Source organism: Polaribacter sp. Asnod1-A03 (genome assembly GCF_045063585.1).
Lineage (GTDB): Bacteria > Bacteroidota > Bacteroidia > Flavobacteriales > Flavobacteriaceae > Polaribacter.
The window spans coordinates 2,098,679-2,114,411 of sequence record NZ_JBEFOE010000009.1 but is presented as its reverse complement, the minus strand read 5'-3'; the positions used below and the strand labels follow the sequence as shown (position 1 = coordinate 2,114,411).

Below are 15,733 nucleotides of genomic sequence, written 5' to 3'. Positions count from 1 at the left end.
TAAAACTTAATTAGCAATAAATTCTTTTTCGTTACTTAAAATTAAGGCTTCTTTAATTCCTATTCTTTTATTTTCTTTGTTATAAGGTACTAAAAAGACATCTTTTAAACCCATCTTTTTAATTTCATTTTTAAATAAAGTAGCTTCTTTGTATGTAGTAAAAGAACCTAACTGATAAATATTACCTTTATCTGTCTTTATTTCTTTAAGTTCTATATCTTCTAAATTTTTAAAATCTACATTTAAAGTTTTAAAAAGACCTAATTGTAAAGTATATGTAACCTCTGGTTTAGCATCAGTTATAACAGGAAGTACAGCTGGCTTAGATTTTAGCTCTTTTATTCTATCTAACAAAACTGTTTGATGATCTTTTATACTCTTTAATTCTGTCTCAGATTTTGAATAATTTAGATATATAAAAATCAATGAAACTATGAGTATTAATGATAAAATAAAAAATACAATTTTATTTCTTTTTCCTTTTTTGTCTTGGTCTTTAATTTTTAATTTTACGGACTTAAGAGTAAATTTTAATTGTTCTTTATTTTTTTTAATTTTAGATATTTCTGAGCTAGCATCTAAAAAATTAGATTTTAATTCTTCATTTTTTGCTTTTAAAGCTTCATTTTCTAAATTTACTTCTTTAAACTTAGGTGCTAAATGATCTCTTTCTACCTTTATGGCATCTAATTCAGAATTTACTTTAATAAAACTAGATTTTAACTGATCTTTGTCTAGCTTTAATGTTTCTAATTTTGAATTTTTATCATCTATAGTAGATTGTAAAATTTTCTTTTCTGCTTTTAGAGCATCTAACTCTGAACTTACTCCTACAAAACTGGATTCTAATTGACCTTTATTTTCTCTTAAAGCATCTAATTCCGTACTCTTAGCTTCAATGCTAGATTGTAGCTTTTCTTTCTCTAATTTTAAAGCATTCAACTCTAAATAGACGTTCGATAAGTGTTCTTTTTTTACAGATGGCATTTGTTTAGTATCATAAATTATTAGCTTCAGCAATTAACTCCGCAATATCTTTTACAGCAACCTCAGTCTCTTTTTCTTTAAATTTAATTCCGTCGGTCATCATTGTATTACAATACGGACAACCTGTTGCAATAATGTTTGGTTTGGTTTCTAAAGCATCTTCTGTTCTTAAAACATTAATTTCTTTATCTCCTTTTTCTGCATCTTTAAACATTTGTGCTCCTCCAGCCCCACAGCAAAGTGCTGTAGATTTATTTCGTTTCATTTCTGTTAAGTTAACACCTAATCTTTTTATTAAATCTCTCGGAGACTCATAAACTTCATTAGCTCTACCTAAATAACAAGGGTCATGAAACGTAACTTTCTTTCCTTTTAAAGTTGTATCATCAATTTGTAAACGCCCTTCTGAAATTAAATTCTGTATGAATTGTGTATGATGATAAACTTCATATTTTCCTCCCAAAGAAGGATATTCATTTTTTAAAGTATTAAATGAATGAGGATCGCAAGTAACAATTTTTTTTATTTCGTAACCATTTAATACCTCAATATTCATCATTGCTTGCATTTGAAACAAGAACTCATTTCCTGCTCTTTTTGCAGCATCTCCTGTAGAAGATTCTTCTGTACCTAAAACAGCAAAATCTACATTAGCCTCATGTAATATTTTTACAAATGCTCTTGATATTTTTTTAGCTCTATCATCATAACTTCCTGCTGCACCAACCCAAAACAACACTTCTGGTTGCTTACCTTGCGCCATCATATCTGCCATTGTAGGTACGTTCATTTGTTTAATTTTAAATTATTGGCCTTTAAAATTATTAATAAAAAGACCCATAAATGTTATTTAATTATTAAAGTTTTTTAATGCAACCTTATTTGTTCTTTATAAATATACTATAGAAAATTACTCATTGCTATTTATTCTTCTTTAGCCCAATTTAATCTGTCTTGTTGATTGTATTGCCAAGGTGCTCCATTATTTTCGATGTTTGTCATCATCATATTCAATTCTTGTGGAGCCGCACTTTCTTCCATTACCAAATATCTTCTCATATCCATAATTATAGATAGAGGATCTATATTTACCGGGCATTCTTCTACACAAGCATTACAACTTGTACACGCCCAAAGTTCTTCTGGAGAAATATAATCGTTTAGTAATTGTTTACCATCATCAACAAAAACTCCTTTATTTACATCTATATTTCTACCAACTTCTTCTAAACGATCACGAGTTTTCATCATGATATTTCTTGGTGATAATTCTTTACCTGTAAGACTTGCAGGGCAAGAAGATGTACACCTACCACATTCGGTACATGTATAAGAATTCATTAATTGAACCCAATTTAAATCTGTAACATCAGAAGCACCAAACTTTTCTGGTTCTGCCTCTTCCTCTCCTTCAACAGGCATTGCATAAGGATCTGCATCAGGATCCATCATTAACTTAACTTCTTTTGTAACAGATTCTAAATTTGCAAACTGCCCTTTTGGATTTAAGTTTGCAAAATAAGTGTTAGGAAATGCTAATAAAATATGTAAATGTTTCGAATAATATAAATAATTTAAGAAAACTAAGATTCCTAAAATATGAATCCACCAAGCACTTCTTTCTATTGTATGAAGTGTTTCTATAGAATATCCTTCAAAAAAAGGCACAATAAATTGGCTAACTATATTTCCAACTCCAGCTTCTTGAAATGAAACATCGGTAGCATTCATCACTAAAAACAAAGTCATTAAAACCATTTCAAAATAAAGGATATAATTACCATCATTTTTTGGCCATCCTTTCATTTCTTTACTTAAAAAACGTTTGATGTTTGATACATTTCTACGCAACCAAAAAATAGTTACTGCAACAAAAACCAAAGTTGCTAAAACCTCAAAAGTTCCAATTAAAAATCCGTAAAACTGTCTCCCTAAAAGTCCTTGAAAAACTCGATGAGTTCCAAATAGGCCATCAATAATAATTTCTAGAACCTCTATATTTATAATTATAAATCCTACATAAACTATAATATGAAGAAATCCTGAAAAAGGTCTTTTTACCATTTTAGATTGCCCTAAAGCAATCAAAATCATGTTTTTTAATCTTTCTGATTTATTATCTGTTCTATCAACATCTTTACCTAATTTAATGTTTCTTGATAATTTGCGAATATTCATCACAAAAAAACCAATTCCGAAAGCCAAGGCTAAAGCAAAAAATATATTTGGTAAGTATTGCATACTAAATTAATGAGTTTTAAATTTATTACTTATTTGCTTCTTCTAACTCTTCTGAGCTAGGAGTATATGGTTTTGCTTTTTTACCAAATAATGAAAAATGAACAAATCTTTTAGGATGTAATTTCATTTCTCTTAACAAATATTCTAATTCTTTAGTAGCAGAAGACATATTATTATACAACTCCTCATCTGTTATTAATTTACCAAGGGTTCCTTCTCCAGATTTTACACCTTCTAAAATTGAATTTGCTTTATCTAATGTCATTTCTGTTTTACTAATAATACCTCCAATATTTACATTAGCTAATGTATCTGAAACTTTAGCAAAGTTTTCTGTTATTACTTTGGTATTTTTTATACTTTCTTTTAAGTCTGATGAACTAGTATCTAAAATTCCATTAATAGATAACATTGTTTTTTTAACCTCTGCTAGTGTAAACTCTAAAGATTGCACAGAGTTTTTTAGACTATTTTGTGTATTGGTATCTAAAATATTATTTACGTTATTAAATAAAGAATCTGCACTTACCATAATATCTTCTAACTTAGTTTGAATTGGATCTAAACGTTCTCCGATAGAAGTAAACAAGCTAGTTTCTACCTCTCCTTTTAACACATCGCCAGAAATAGCTTCTTCTCCTTCATATTCTGGTATAATTGCTAAATTAGAACCACCTAAAGGACTTGGTGAATAAATTTTAACAACACTTTTTTTAGAAAACTGAATATCTTTTTCAATAACAAAACTCACAATTAAATGACCTCTTTTACCTTCTGCTCTATTAAACTCTATGTTAGTAACCTTACCAACTTTAAGTCCATTTATAGTAACTAAGCTAGATTCAGTTAAACCTGCTATGTTACTATACTCCACTTTAAAATTACGTGAACTAGTGTCAAATAAGTTCTGACCTTTTAAAAAATTATAACCCCATATAAATAATGCAATTATAACAATCGCTATAATTCCTGTTTTTAATTCTCTAGACATGCATATAAATTTAATAACAATATTACTAATAATTTTTGGTTGACGCCATCAAATCTATTGCATTTTAACAGCTTCTGTTACAGATATTTTTTTACCTTTCTTAAAAGCAACTATAAAGGCAGATTTATATCCCTTAGATTTTGCAGTTCTTAAAGATTGCTTAACTTCTTTATAATTGTATGTTCTAGCATAATAGTATTTATAATAGCTACCTACTTTTACTCTCTGTATGTTTTTTAACCCTTTAAAGTTGTAAGATTTTGTTGCAATGTTATTTTTACTAGATGCTATTTGAATTTTATATTCAATAGAACTGTTTTCTAACTCAGAATCTGTATTGGTGTAAGACACTGAGTTATTAGAGATAGTATTCAATTTTAAATTATCTACATAGTTTAAAATTGCATCTGCAATTACACCTCCCATTTGTTCTTGTCCTGATCTAGAATTTAAATATCTTCCTTCTTTATTATTTGTTAAAAAACCTAATTCTACCAACACACTTGGCATAATTGTTTCTCTTAAAACCTGAAAATTATCTTGTTTTACTTTTCTATCTAATCTCTTTAGCTTTTTTGTAAGATTATTCTGAATAAGACTTGCCATAGCCAAACTCTTATCTAAATTTTCTTCTTGTAAAAGTGATAAACCAATTACTGATTCTGCTGAATTAGAATCGAAACCTTTATACTTACTCTCATAATTATCTTCGTATAACAAAATAGAAGCATTTTCTCTTTTTGCTATCTCTAAATTCTTTTTATTACCCCTTAATCCTAAAACAAAAGTTCCTGCTCCATATGCATTAGATGTATGAGAATCACAATGAATAGATATAAACAAATCTGCTTTTGCTCTGTTAGCAATATCTCCCCTTTTCCACAAGTCTGGATATGTATCACTTTTTCTTGTATAAATTACTTTAATATTTTTATCTTTAGATAGCTTATTACCTACAATTAAAGCAACCTTTAACACAATATCCTTTTCTTTATATCCGTTTCCTAAATTGCCAGGATCTTTTCCTCCATGACCAGCATCAAGAACTATTACATATTTTTTTTGTGCAAAAAAAGTCGTTGAATTTGTGAAAAGAAAGGAGACAAAGAAGAAAAGAAAAAGATTTCTTACTCTGAATTTAAATTTGTGAGTTTGTTGAAATATCATCAATAAAAATTAACTAATTTTGGCATTTTATAATTTGGTGCTTCAAAAATTGAACCATACTTTTACTTTAATACAAAAATAGTATTTATAGCATTGCAAACAAACCTATCATACATACTTTTATTTTGCGTCCTCTTTTCTATAAAAGCAGGCTTTTCGCAAGATATTAAACGAAAACTTAAAATAGCAGATTCAACATTTAAGAAAGAATCTACCCTAATTTCTGTAAAAGATTCAATTATAAAAACTAAATCGGATTCTTTATCAATACAAAAAACGGATACTATTGCCATAGATTCTATAAAACCAAAAGAGTCTATAGAAGACATTATTGTACATGTTGCAAAAGATTATACAATACAAAATGCTAAAGAAAAAACGGTTACTCTTTATAACGAAGCAAATATTACTTACACAGATATTGATTTAAAGGCTGGTATAATTATTATTGATTATAAAAAAAGTGTAATTTTTGCCAAAGGAATTATAGATAGTACGGGTTATACGCAACGTCCTGTTTTTAAACAAGGTAGTCAAGAATCAGAACAAGATTCTATAATTTATAATTTTAAAAGTGAAAGAGCTTTAATTTACGGTCTTAAAACTAAGCAAGGAGAAATGTTTACCTATGGTGAAAAAACCAAACGTGTAAACGATTCTACTATATATGTTAGAAATATAAAATTTACTACATCAGAAAAAGAAAACCCAGATTATTATATTGCCACTGATAAAGCTAAATTAGTACCTGGTAAAAAGATAATTGTAGGTTCTAGTAATTTGGTAATTGCAGATATACCAACTCCAGTTTTTCTTCCTTTTGCTTATTTTCCAATAACAGAAACAAGTACTTCTGGTTTTTTAATTCCGTCTTTTGATACCGGAAGTACAGACAGAGGTATTGGTATTCAAAACGGAGGTTATTACTTTGCCATAAGTGATTATATGGATTTAAGTGCACTTGCCGATGTTTATTCTAATGGAAGTTGGGGTATGAGGCTAAGCTCTAGCTATAAGAAAAGATATCGTTTTAATGGGTCTTTTAATTTTAGTTACGAAAATACCATTAGTGGTATTAAAGGATATGATGATTATAGTAAAACTAGTAACTACAATATAAGATGGTCTCATAGCCAAGATTCTAAAGCAAGTCCTAATTCAAGATTTTCCGCATCTGTTAATTTAGGTAGTAGTAAATTCTATAGAGAATCAATAAATCAATATAATATTTCGCAAACACAAACTAATACTTTTAATTCATCTATTAGTTATAGTAAAACTTTTGTTGGCACACCTTTTAACTTAAACTTAACGGCTTCTCATCAACAAAATACAAATACAGAAGCCATTACAATGACCTTACCTTCATTAACCGTTAATATGGATAGACAATATCCTTTTGCTGGTAAAAATGGCGTTCAAAAAACACCTATTCAGAAAATGGGTTTTAATTATACAATGCAAGGTCAGTATTTAATTAATACCACAGATGATGAGTTTTTTACGGCTAAAATGTTTGAAACAGCTAGATCTGGAGTAAAACACACTACAGGAACAAGTACAAACATAAAAGCTTTTAATTACTTTACCTTATCGCCTAGCGCAAATTACGAAGAAGTTTGGCAATTTGATTATCTACAAAAAGATTATGATGTAACAGAGGATGTTGTAGTTACAGATACTTTAAGAGGCTTTAAAACGTATAGAGAATATAATGCAGGTATTAGTCTATCTACAAATATTTACGGTACTTTTAATTTTAAGAAAGGACGACTAAAAACACTTAGACATACTTTTAGGCCTTCTATTTCTTACTCTTACAGACCAGATTTTCAAGACAAATACATAAAGCAAGTACAGCAAAGTGCAGATGCTACAGATTTATTAGATTATACGGTTTTTGATAGTGGTATTTATGGAGCACCTTCTTCTGGATTAAGTAATTCTATTGGGATTTCTTTAAACAACGTTTTAGAAGCTAAAGTATCACCCAAGAACCCCGACCCCGATGACGAAGAGGTAGAAGATGAAAAAGTTACTATTCTAAATAACTTAAATTTTAGTAGTTCTTACAATATTGCAGCAGATAGTTTACGTTGGTCTCCTGTAAGTTTTTCTGCAGGAACAAGACTTTTTAACGATAAATTAGCTGTAAATTTAAGTGGTTCTATGGATCCGTATAAAGTGAATAGCGAAGGAACCAGAATAGATGAATTTAATGCTAACTTTCTTAGACTTACCAATGCTAGCTTAACTGCAAATTACTCGATTTCTAGTAAAGATTTTGATAAAAACAGTAAAGACGATAAAAAACAGAATGGCAATGGAGCTCAAGCTGGAGTTGATGTTATTGGTGCAGATATAAACCCTACAGCAGACAAATCTGGACTAAGGAATACTTCTAATTCTCAAGAAGAAGAGGAAGAAACAAAAACAAAACTATATGCAGCAGACATACCTTGGTCTTTAAACCTAGCTTATTCTGCAAGTTATACTAATAATGGTATTGATCCTGGAGAAGTAGGAATACACAGTATTATGTTTAGTGGTAATTTAGAATTATCACCCAAATGGAAAGTAGGTTACTCTTCTGGTTACGACGTTAAAGGAGGTGCTTTTACCTTTTCTAGATTTAATTTTACAAGAGACTTAGATAGTTGGCAATTTAACTTTAACTGGGTTCCTTTTGGTACAAATTCTTCTTACACATTCTTTATTGGTGTAAAATCTTCTGTTTTATCAGATTTAAAATGGGATAAAACAAAACCTGCTGATAGAACTTTATTTTAAGTTGATGATAGAAATAAAAATTACTTAAATCTTCTAAAAATTTAAAAACGAAAAACAAATGAAAAAAATAATAACAACAACAAAAGCACCAGCTCCAATTGGCCCATATAATCAAGCTGTTTTAAGCGGAAACACCTTATATACTTCTGGGCAAATTGCAATTAACCCAGAAACTGGAGAATTAAATATAGCTTCATTAGAAGCTGAAACAACTCAAGTTATGGAAAACTTAAAAGAAGTTTTGGCTGCTGCAGAAATGACTTTTGAAAGCGTAATTAAAACAACCATATTTATTTCTGACATGAATAACTTTGCTGAGATAAATGCCATTTACGGAAAATATTTTAATGAAGAAACAGCTCCTGCTAGAGAAACTGTTGAAGTTGCTAATCTGCCTAAATTTGTAAATGTTGAAATTAGTGCAATTGCTATTAAATAGTTAATGCACTAATTAGTAAATCTGCAGTAGCAGGGTTTGTTGCTAAAGGAACATTGTGTACATCACAAATTCTTAACAGCATTATAATATCTGGTTCATGAGGATGTTTTGCATGTGGGTCTCTAAAAAATAATACCATTTTACATTTACCCTCGGCAACTCTACTTGCAATTTGAGCATCTCCACCAATTGGTCCTGATAAAAATTTAGTTACTTTAAAACCTGCAAGTTCTGCTTTAGTACCTGTAGTACCTGTAGAAATAAGTGATATATTATTTTGTAATAAAGTTGTTTTGTGTTGATTTAAAAACTGAACCATTTCTGCTTTTTTACCATCATGTGCAATAATTGCTATTTCCATATTGTAATTTTAGTGTTATTAAAAATAAATAAACCTGAAAGCATTAGAACTTTCAGGTTTTTATTTATGTGAAAACTACTTATTTTTATAAAGAAGCAGCATATTCGATTAAGTCAACAATTTTAGTTGAATAACCAATTTCATTATCATACCAAGAAACAACTTTTACAAAGTTATCGTTTAAAGCAATACCAGCTTTAGCATCAAAGATAGAAGTACGAGTATCACCAACAAAATCTTGAGAAACTACCATATCTTCTGTATAACCTAAAACACCTTTCATTGGCCCACTTTCTGAAGCTGCTTTCATTGCTGCACAAATTTCTTCATAAGTAGCAGGCTTATCTAATTTTACTGTTAAATCTACAACAGAAACATCCATAGTAGGAATTCTGAAAGCCATACCAGTTAATTTTCCGTTTAATGCAGGAATTACTTTACCTACAGCCTTTGCAGCTCCTGTAGAAGAAGGAATTACGTTACCAATAGCAGAACGTCCACCTCTCCAGTCTTTCATAGAAGGACCATCAACAGTTTTTTGAGTTGCAGTTGCAGCGTGTACAGTTGTCATTAAACCTTCTGAAATCCCCCAGTTATCATTTAATACTTTTGCAATAGGAGATAAACAGTTTGTAGTACAAGATGCATTAGAAAAAATCTTTTGATCTGCTTTTAATTCTGTGTTATTTACACCCATTACAAACATTGGTGTATGGTCTTTAGATGGTGCAGATAAAACTACTTTTTTAGCTCCAGCTTCTAAGTGTTTACCAGCAGTTTCTTCTGTTAAGAAAAACCCTGTCGACTCAATTACATATTCAGCATCAACTTCATCCCACTTTAAGTTTGCAGGATCTCTTTCTGCTGTAATTCTTATTTCATTTCCGTTTACAACTAATTTACCATCCTTTACATCAACAGTTCCATCAAATGCTCCGTGTACAGAATCATATTTTAACATATAAGCTAAATAATCTACATCTAATAAATCATTAATAGCTACTACTTGTACGTCTTTTCTATTTACTGTAGATCTGAATGCTAATCTTCCAATTCGTCCAAATCCGTTAATTCCTATTTTAATCATTATTCTAATTTTTAATTATTTATTTTTTTTATGTTGTTATAATATCAGAAATTCTTAGTAGCTCATAGTTTATTGAATGCCCACCAGAAATTGCTTCTTTTATATCTGTACTAATTACTTTATTATCCTTTAGACCTACCATTAAGTTTGTATGACCATCTAACAATAGTTCTACAGCTTTTACACCTAATCTACTTGCTAAAACTCTATCAAAACAAGATGGAGAACCCCCTCTTTGCATATGACCAAGAATACTTACACGAACATCATATTCGGGTAAATTTTCTTCTACATAACTAGCTAATTCATATACATTTTTACCAGACTTATCTCCTTCTGCTACGACAACTATACTAGATGACTTGCCTGCTCTTCTACTTCTTTCTAAAGACTCTAACATTCTATCTAACCCCAAATCCTCTTCAGGTATTAAAATTTCTTCTGCTCCAGCCCCTACACCTGCGTTTAACGCTATAAAACCAGCATCACGGCCCATAACCTCAACAAAGAAAAGTCTGTTGTGTGAAGATGCTGTATCTCTAATTTTATCAATTGCCTCTACCGCTGTATTTAAAGCAGTGTCGTATCCTAATGTATGAGAAGTACCAAAAATATCATTATCAATAGTACCAGGAATACCAATTACAGGAAAATCAAATTCCTCATTAAACAAAACAGCTCCTGTAAAAGAACCATCTCCTCCAATAACCACCATTGCATCTACCTCACGCTCTACTAAGTTTTCGTAAGCTTTTTGTCTACCTTCTTTTGTTCTAAAGGCTTTAGATCTTGCAGATTTTAAGACTGTACCACCTTTATTAATAATGTTATGAACGCTTCTTGCACTTAATTCAATAAGATCATCTTCAATTAACCCTTCATAACCTCTATATATACCAACACAACTTAAACTATAATAAGCACAAGACCTAACTACAGCTCTAATTGCGGCATTCATACCTGGAGCATCTCCTCCAGAAGTCATAACTGCTATTTTTTTAATTTTCTTCATATTTCTTGATGTAAATTTACTGCTTTAAAATCATTAAAAATAATAAAACTACGAAATCGTTTTAGGCTAAGACCTATTATTTTTAGCTTAAAAATAGCTGATTTTTTATAAATTTTGTGCTTTACTTAATTATTATAGTGTTAATTAATTTAATAAACATTACAAAATATTTTCTAGATAAAATATCCACTTAATTTCCTTCTAAAAGATCTTGCTCTTCTCTTGTTCTTAAAATAGAATCTTTTTTTTCTTCAGGAATGGATTTTTTTCTTTCTCTTTTTTGACGAAGACCTATTTTTCTCAATAAATCATAAAGAGTATTAAAATTTACTTGATAAGAAAGACCGACTCCTTGCGTATAACCTTCTTCTTCTGTAGAATATTGGATTTCATTTTGCCTATTAAATATAACACCTCTTAAATTACCTTCGTCATTTAAAAGAATTTCTACTTTTACCTCACCAACAACACTAGATTGGGTCTGTGTACCAACTGGCACTCCTACTTTTCCGTTTATAATAACTTTATCTCCTAACTGAGTACTTACAGATACATCTACTTGGTTATCTACATTTAATCGATCTACATCATTACTTGTATCTCCTTGTTGATAATCTACACCTAATTGAAACTTACTTTCTGGACTATTTAATAAACTCGAAAAAGCTGCTGATATAGCACTTGATGCCGTATTAGAGATACTTGCTCCTGCATCAAAATCTGCTCTGTCTGGATTTGCAAAATTACCAAAGGCTAATAAAGAAATAAACTGTGTTGTTTTTTCATTTACATTATTATCATTTAAAATAAATTCTAACTCACTTGCTATTGTGGGGTCTACATTAGATAATTGAATATCTAAATCTTGCTTTGTACTAAATAATCCTCCAGTAATTCTAGTTACTAAATCTACTTCTATTTTTCTATTAGAATTAAAATTCTCTAATAAAACCCCTGGATTTGCTTTTGCTTTATATATTGCCGTAACATCTAACAATGCTTCATACGGATTTCCATTCCAAGAAACATTTCCTCCCTTTTCTATTATAAATGGTTTACTTATAAATCCTCCATATTTAAAATCATACACACCGTTATCTATTGTATAATCTCCAAACATATTAAATTTACCTCTTGTATCTATCTCAACCCTAAGATTACCTGCTCCACTTCCTATAAGTTGACTTCCATTAACCTCATCTATAACCACTTGCGCTATGGCATCTTTGGTAACCTCTAAATCTATATTTAAAGAAAGTCCTTTAAGAGCCTCTAAAGCTAGTTCTTTCTGTTTGTCTTTTACTTTTGTTTCTTCTGATTTAAAATGAATTAAACTATAGCTATCTACGGTTTCTATATCTTTTAACGGAACAACAAACTTTGTTCCTCCATTTGTTTTTGCGTTTATTTCTATAGTTAATTGCTCTGTTAAACCTGTAATATTTGCGGTACCATCTATAAAGCCGGTACCATAATACAACGATTCTTCCTTATTCTCTGTATCTAAAACAAGTAAATTATCACTTTCTATTTCAATATCTAAAAACCATTGTTTAAAATTTAAATGGGTAACATTCCCTACAAGTTTCCCTTGCGTTTTATATTTAGTATCTAATAAAGATACATCTCCAAATATAAAAGACTGTTCTTGTAATTCTACAACAGATTCTCCTGCAAAGTCAAAATCTACATTTAAATAGGGGAATTTTAAGCCAGCATTTTTAAGCTTCAACTTTCCTTCCATTTCTGGGTTCCCTAAAAAACCTCTTAAAGTAAATTCGCCAGAAGCAGTTCCTCTTATAGAAGATAAAACATCTTGGCCTAAAGGACTAAAAGCACTTAAACCAAAATCTTCTAAATAAACTTCTAGATCTATTAAAGGTCTTTTTAACGAAAAATCTAAAGAGCCACTAGCTGCAATACTTTTAACATTTTCATTTTCAATAGACAAACCTACTTCATATTTTTCGTAAGAATTATCTCCTTTAACATTTAGTAATAAATCTCCTTGCTTAAAATTGTTTACTTGAAAATCTTTAATTGACAATAATGCTTCTGGGTTATAAATTCCGTCTTTTTGAATAAAATCTACATTACCTGATAATGTTCCTTTTAAAGATAAACTGTCTATCTTAGGTAAAAAACTTTCTAATTCAACTTTGCTAAAATCTGCTAATAGAATTTTTTGTTCATCTCCTTTTAATTGACCAGTAAATTCTATTTTTTGTTCTCCAGATACTAATTTAAATTGACTAAAATTAAATTCTTTTTCTTTTAAATTAAAGGTAATAACATTTGAGTTTAATTTATCAGGATTTATGTTCCAAACATTCTCTTTAAACTTAAAAGAAGAATCCTCAAAACCAACTACAGATTTCCCTTCTTTATTAAACGTATAGAAAAAATCTAGATTAAAATCTTCATTCTTTTTATCTCCTCCTTTAAAAATTGATTTAAAATACAATGTATCGTTTTTTGTTAAACTCAATAAGTTTAATTTAGAAACATTATAATATTTTGTATTGACTTCTGATGCTGTTAAATGCGAATTATATAATGGATTTTGATTGTCTGTTCTTAACAATAGGTCTTTTACTTCATTACCATAAGCATCTATCTTAGGCGAAGAAATATTTAGTTTTAATTGATTTTTATCAGCATCTATTCTTCCTCTTATTTTTGTATTATCATCAATCGATACTTCCGGAAAAAACATCGTTATAATCTGATTGTAAATAGTAAAATTAAATTCTAAATATTGATTTGGCTGTACATTATAGGGCGTATAATTTGCATAAATACTACCCAATGCATTTTGTGAAACCGGTAATAATTCTTCAAAAGAAAACTTCCCTTTAAGATGGCCTTTTGCAATATCTTCAGAAGTAACATCAATTGTTTTAATACTATCTTTTATAGAAGATGTTACATTAAATTCTTTAAAATTAAAATCTTCTTTTTGATTTCTGTAAAAGACATTTTTAAAAATTGCTTTACCTGTAATGTTATCAAAATTATTACCTTCTATATCTACAGTTATATTTCCTTTAAGAAGAGCAATACTATCCCTTGTAAAGAGATTTGTTTCTTTAAGATTTAAAAGTTCTATATCCGATTTAAAATCGAAGTTATGAATTTCGGAAGATAAATCTGCCAATCCATTAAACTCCATTTTAAAATTAGTATCATCTATCTTTAAACTCCCATCAAATTTACTGTTTTGATATTGTCCGTTTACATTAATATTATTATAAGGATAATTCTTAAAAATAAGTTCAGAAATTTTTCCAACAAACTTTGTATTAATGTTTTCTAGTTTAAACCCTTTTCCGTTTACTTTTCCTTTTAAAGACACTTTACCAAATAAAGGATCATTTACAAAAACACCAACATCAAACTTATTTAGCTCTATTTTACCATTATAAGCAGCATAGTCTATATTATCAATATTAGATATTTGCAAATCAGAAATTATAGTACCTATTTTAGATTTTAAATCTACGGTAGCACTCATTTTATTCGGGGAAACATTTACTTTTCCTTTAAGCGTAAATTGTCCTATTTTTTTAAATTCTGTAGGTAATGTTTTACCTAAAACGTTTGGTAAAATATATTTTAATTCGTCATAGGTTGCAGTTAAATCTTTTAAATCTCCACTAAAAACAAATCCATTTTCTTTATTTACAGCATTAATAAAACCAAGATTTCCAATTAATGTAATTCCGTTATTAGAACTTAACCTTAAATTGTTTAAATAAAAATCATTTAATTTTCCGTTTAATACCCCTGATAAATGAACAACATCATTACCACTTAATTCGCTATAATATTTTTTTAAATCTGGTATTGCTATTTTACTATTGGTAAAACTTGCAGTAATATTTACTTTATTACTAAAGTCAGTTAAATCTTTTCTTTGGTAAGTAAAATCAACATCACCATTAATATCAGATTTCATTGTTTGCAATGTTGTATTTTTAAACTGCATTGCCGTTAAAGAATAGGTAAAATCTGTTGATAAATTTGTAATCTCTACCCCCCTATTATCAGTAAGAAAAAGCCCTCTAATTTTAGTGGAAAAATCTGGCCCATTTATTAATAAATCTTGTAAAGTACCTCCAACTTTTTTAGCCGAAAAAAGAAGCGGATTTTTATTATTATAATTATTTAAAGTGTATTCTAAATTATTAATATAAACATTAGACGATTTTAAAGTAAAAGGTTTTGCCAAGGAATCTTTAGGTTTACCTGTAATAAAATGATTTACAAAAACAGATAAATTATCTGTTTCTTCTCCTTGGTAAGTTTTCATAAAAAAACGAGCACCTCCAAGAGAAATATCTCCTAGATTAACGTCTTTTTCAATAACTTTTTTTGCATTTAAAACAGATGTGTTTAATCTCTTTACAAAGATTAAAGTATCCTTATGATGATCCCTAATTTGCACACCTATTAAACTTACATTTCCTAAAAAAGACAAGTCTACTTTTTCTACAGAAATATCTGTTTTATATTCTTCGTTAATCTTTTTTGTAGCATAATTACCTATTTGAGTTTGCACAAAAGAAGTAGAAAGTAAAACAACAACAAATAGCAAAAAGAGCACAAAGTACCCTAGCCATTTTAATATTTTTTTTCCAACTTTTTTGATAACAATT

The 15,733-nt window shown here is 29.1% G+C and carries 11 protein-coding genes; 2 read left to right on the top strand and 9 right to left on the bottom strand.

Annotation, left to right across the window (positions count from 1 at the left end; genetic code table 11):
- Positions 1–6 precede the first annotated feature (6 nt).
- The 5 genes from ACJJVY_RS09780 to ACJJVY_RS09760 all read right to left on the bottom strand — a co-directional run bounded on the left by ACJJVY_RS09780 (position 7) and on the right by ACJJVY_RS09760 (position 5,386).
- Positions 7–987, bottom strand: a complete 981-nt coding sequence (locus tag ACJJVY_RS09780; protein WP_405607556.1) for a hypothetical protein — start codon at positions 985–987, stop codon at positions 7–9.
- Positions 988–997: 10 nt separating this feature from the next.
- Positions 998–1,777: a (Fe-S)-binding protein gene (locus ACJJVY_RS09775; protein WP_405607553.1), complete on the bottom strand. Its 780-nt coding sequence runs from the start codon at positions 1,775–1,777 to the stop codon at positions 998–1,000.
- A gap of 134 nt (positions 1,778–1,911) precedes the next feature.
- A complete protein-coding gene (locus tag ACJJVY_RS09770) occupies positions 1,912–3,228 on the bottom strand; it encodes a 4Fe-4S dicluster domain-containing protein (protein ID WP_405607550.1) in 1,317 nt (438 codons plus the stop codon).
- A 25-nt stretch (positions 3,229–3,253) separates the two neighbouring features.
- Positions 3,254–4,219, bottom strand: coding sequence for an MlaD family protein (locus tag ACJJVY_RS09765; protein ID WP_405607547.1), 966 nt, complete (start codon positions 4,217–4,219; stop codon positions 3,254–3,256).
- Between the two features lie 54 nt (positions 4,220–4,273).
- Positions 4,274–5,386 carry an N-acetylmuramoyl-L-alanine amidase gene (locus ACJJVY_RS09760; RefSeq protein WP_405607544.1) on the bottom strand — a complete coding sequence of 371 codons (1,113 nt, stop codon included), beginning with the start codon at positions 5,384–5,386 and terminating at the stop codon, positions 4,274–4,276.
- A 93-nt stretch (positions 5,387–5,479) separates the two neighbouring features.
- Between ACJJVY_RS09760 and ACJJVY_RS09755 the strand changes: the two genes are divergently transcribed.
- Complete coding sequence (locus ACJJVY_RS09755) at positions 5,480–8,176, top strand: putative LPS assembly protein LptD (RefSeq protein ID WP_405607541.1); 2,697 nt, start codon at positions 5,480–5,482, stop codon at positions 8,174–8,176.
- A 58-nt stretch (positions 8,177–8,234) separates the two neighbouring features.
- The gene (locus tag ACJJVY_RS09750) at positions 8,235–8,615 is read left to right on the top strand and encodes a RidA family protein (protein WP_405607538.1); all 381 of its coding nucleotides are present in this window, start codon (positions 8,235–8,237) and stop codon (positions 8,613–8,615) included.
- Here the strand turns inward: ACJJVY_RS09750 and ACJJVY_RS09745 are convergent.
- The 4 genes from ACJJVY_RS09745 to ACJJVY_RS09730 all read right to left on the bottom strand — a co-directional run bounded on the left by ACJJVY_RS09745 (position 8,608) and on the right by ACJJVY_RS09730 (position 15,681).
- Complete coding sequence (locus tag ACJJVY_RS09745; RefSeq protein ID WP_405607535.1) at positions 8,608–8,976, bottom strand: methylglyoxal synthase; 369 nt, start codon at positions 8,974–8,976, stop codon at positions 8,608–8,610. The genes ACJJVY_RS09750 and ACJJVY_RS09745 overlap by 8 nt on opposite strands.
- Before the next feature lie 85 nt (positions 8,977–9,061).
- Positions 9,062–10,063, bottom strand: a complete 1,002-nt coding sequence (gene gap / locus ACJJVY_RS09740) for a type I glyceraldehyde-3-phosphate dehydrogenase (protein ID WP_405607532.1) — start codon at positions 10,061–10,063, stop codon at positions 9,062–9,064.
- A 28-nt stretch (positions 10,064–10,091) separates the two neighbouring features.
- Positions 10,092–11,075 carry a 6-phosphofructokinase gene (pfkA, locus tag ACJJVY_RS09735; RefSeq protein WP_405607529.1) on the bottom strand — a complete coding sequence of 328 codons (984 nt, stop codon included), beginning with the start codon at positions 11,073–11,075 and terminating at the stop codon, positions 10,092–10,094.
- Between the two features lie 190 nt (positions 11,076–11,265).
- On the bottom strand, positions 11,266–15,681 hold the full coding sequence (locus ACJJVY_RS09730; protein WP_405607526.1) for a translocation/assembly module TamB domain-containing protein: 4,416 nt from the start codon (positions 15,679–15,681) through the stop codon (positions 11,266–11,268).
- Between the last annotated feature and the right edge of the window lie 52 nt (positions 15,682–15,733).

Excerpts from the sequence above, each read along its gene's own strand:
- ACJJVY_RS09780 (WP_405607556.1), bottom strand. The coding sequence starts at position 987 with ATGCCATCTGTAAAAAAAGAACACTTATCGAACGTCTATTTAGAGTTG.
- ACJJVY_RS09775 (WP_405607553.1), bottom strand. The coding sequence starts at position 1,777 with ATGAACGTACCTACAATGGCAGATATGATGGCGCAAGGTAAGCAACCA.
- ACJJVY_RS09770 (WP_405607550.1), bottom strand. The coding sequence starts at position 3,228 with ATGCAATACTTACCAAATATATTTTTTGCTTTAGCCTTGGCTTTCGGA.
- ACJJVY_RS09765 (WP_405607547.1), bottom strand. The coding sequence starts at position 4,219 with ATGTCTAGAGAATTAAAAACAGGAATTATAGCGATTGTTATAATTGCA.
- ACJJVY_RS09760 (WP_405607544.1), bottom strand. The coding sequence starts at position 5,386 with ATGATATTTCAACAAACTCACAAATTTAAATTCAGAGTAAGAAATCTT.
- ACJJVY_RS09750 (WP_405607538.1), top strand. The coding sequence starts at position 8,235 with ATGAAAAAAATAATAACAACAACAAAAGCACCAGCTCCAATTGGCCCA.
- ACJJVY_RS09745 (WP_405607535.1), bottom strand. The coding sequence starts at position 8,976 with ATGGAAATAGCAATTATTGCACATGATGGTAAAAAAGCAGAAATGGTT.
- gap (WP_405607532.1), bottom strand. The coding sequence starts at position 10,063 with ATGATTAAAATAGGAATTAACGGATTTGGACGAATTGGAAGATTAGCA.
- pfkA (WP_405607529.1), bottom strand. The coding sequence starts at position 11,075 with ATGAAGAAAATTAAAAAAATAGCAGTTATGACTTCTGGAGGAGATGCT.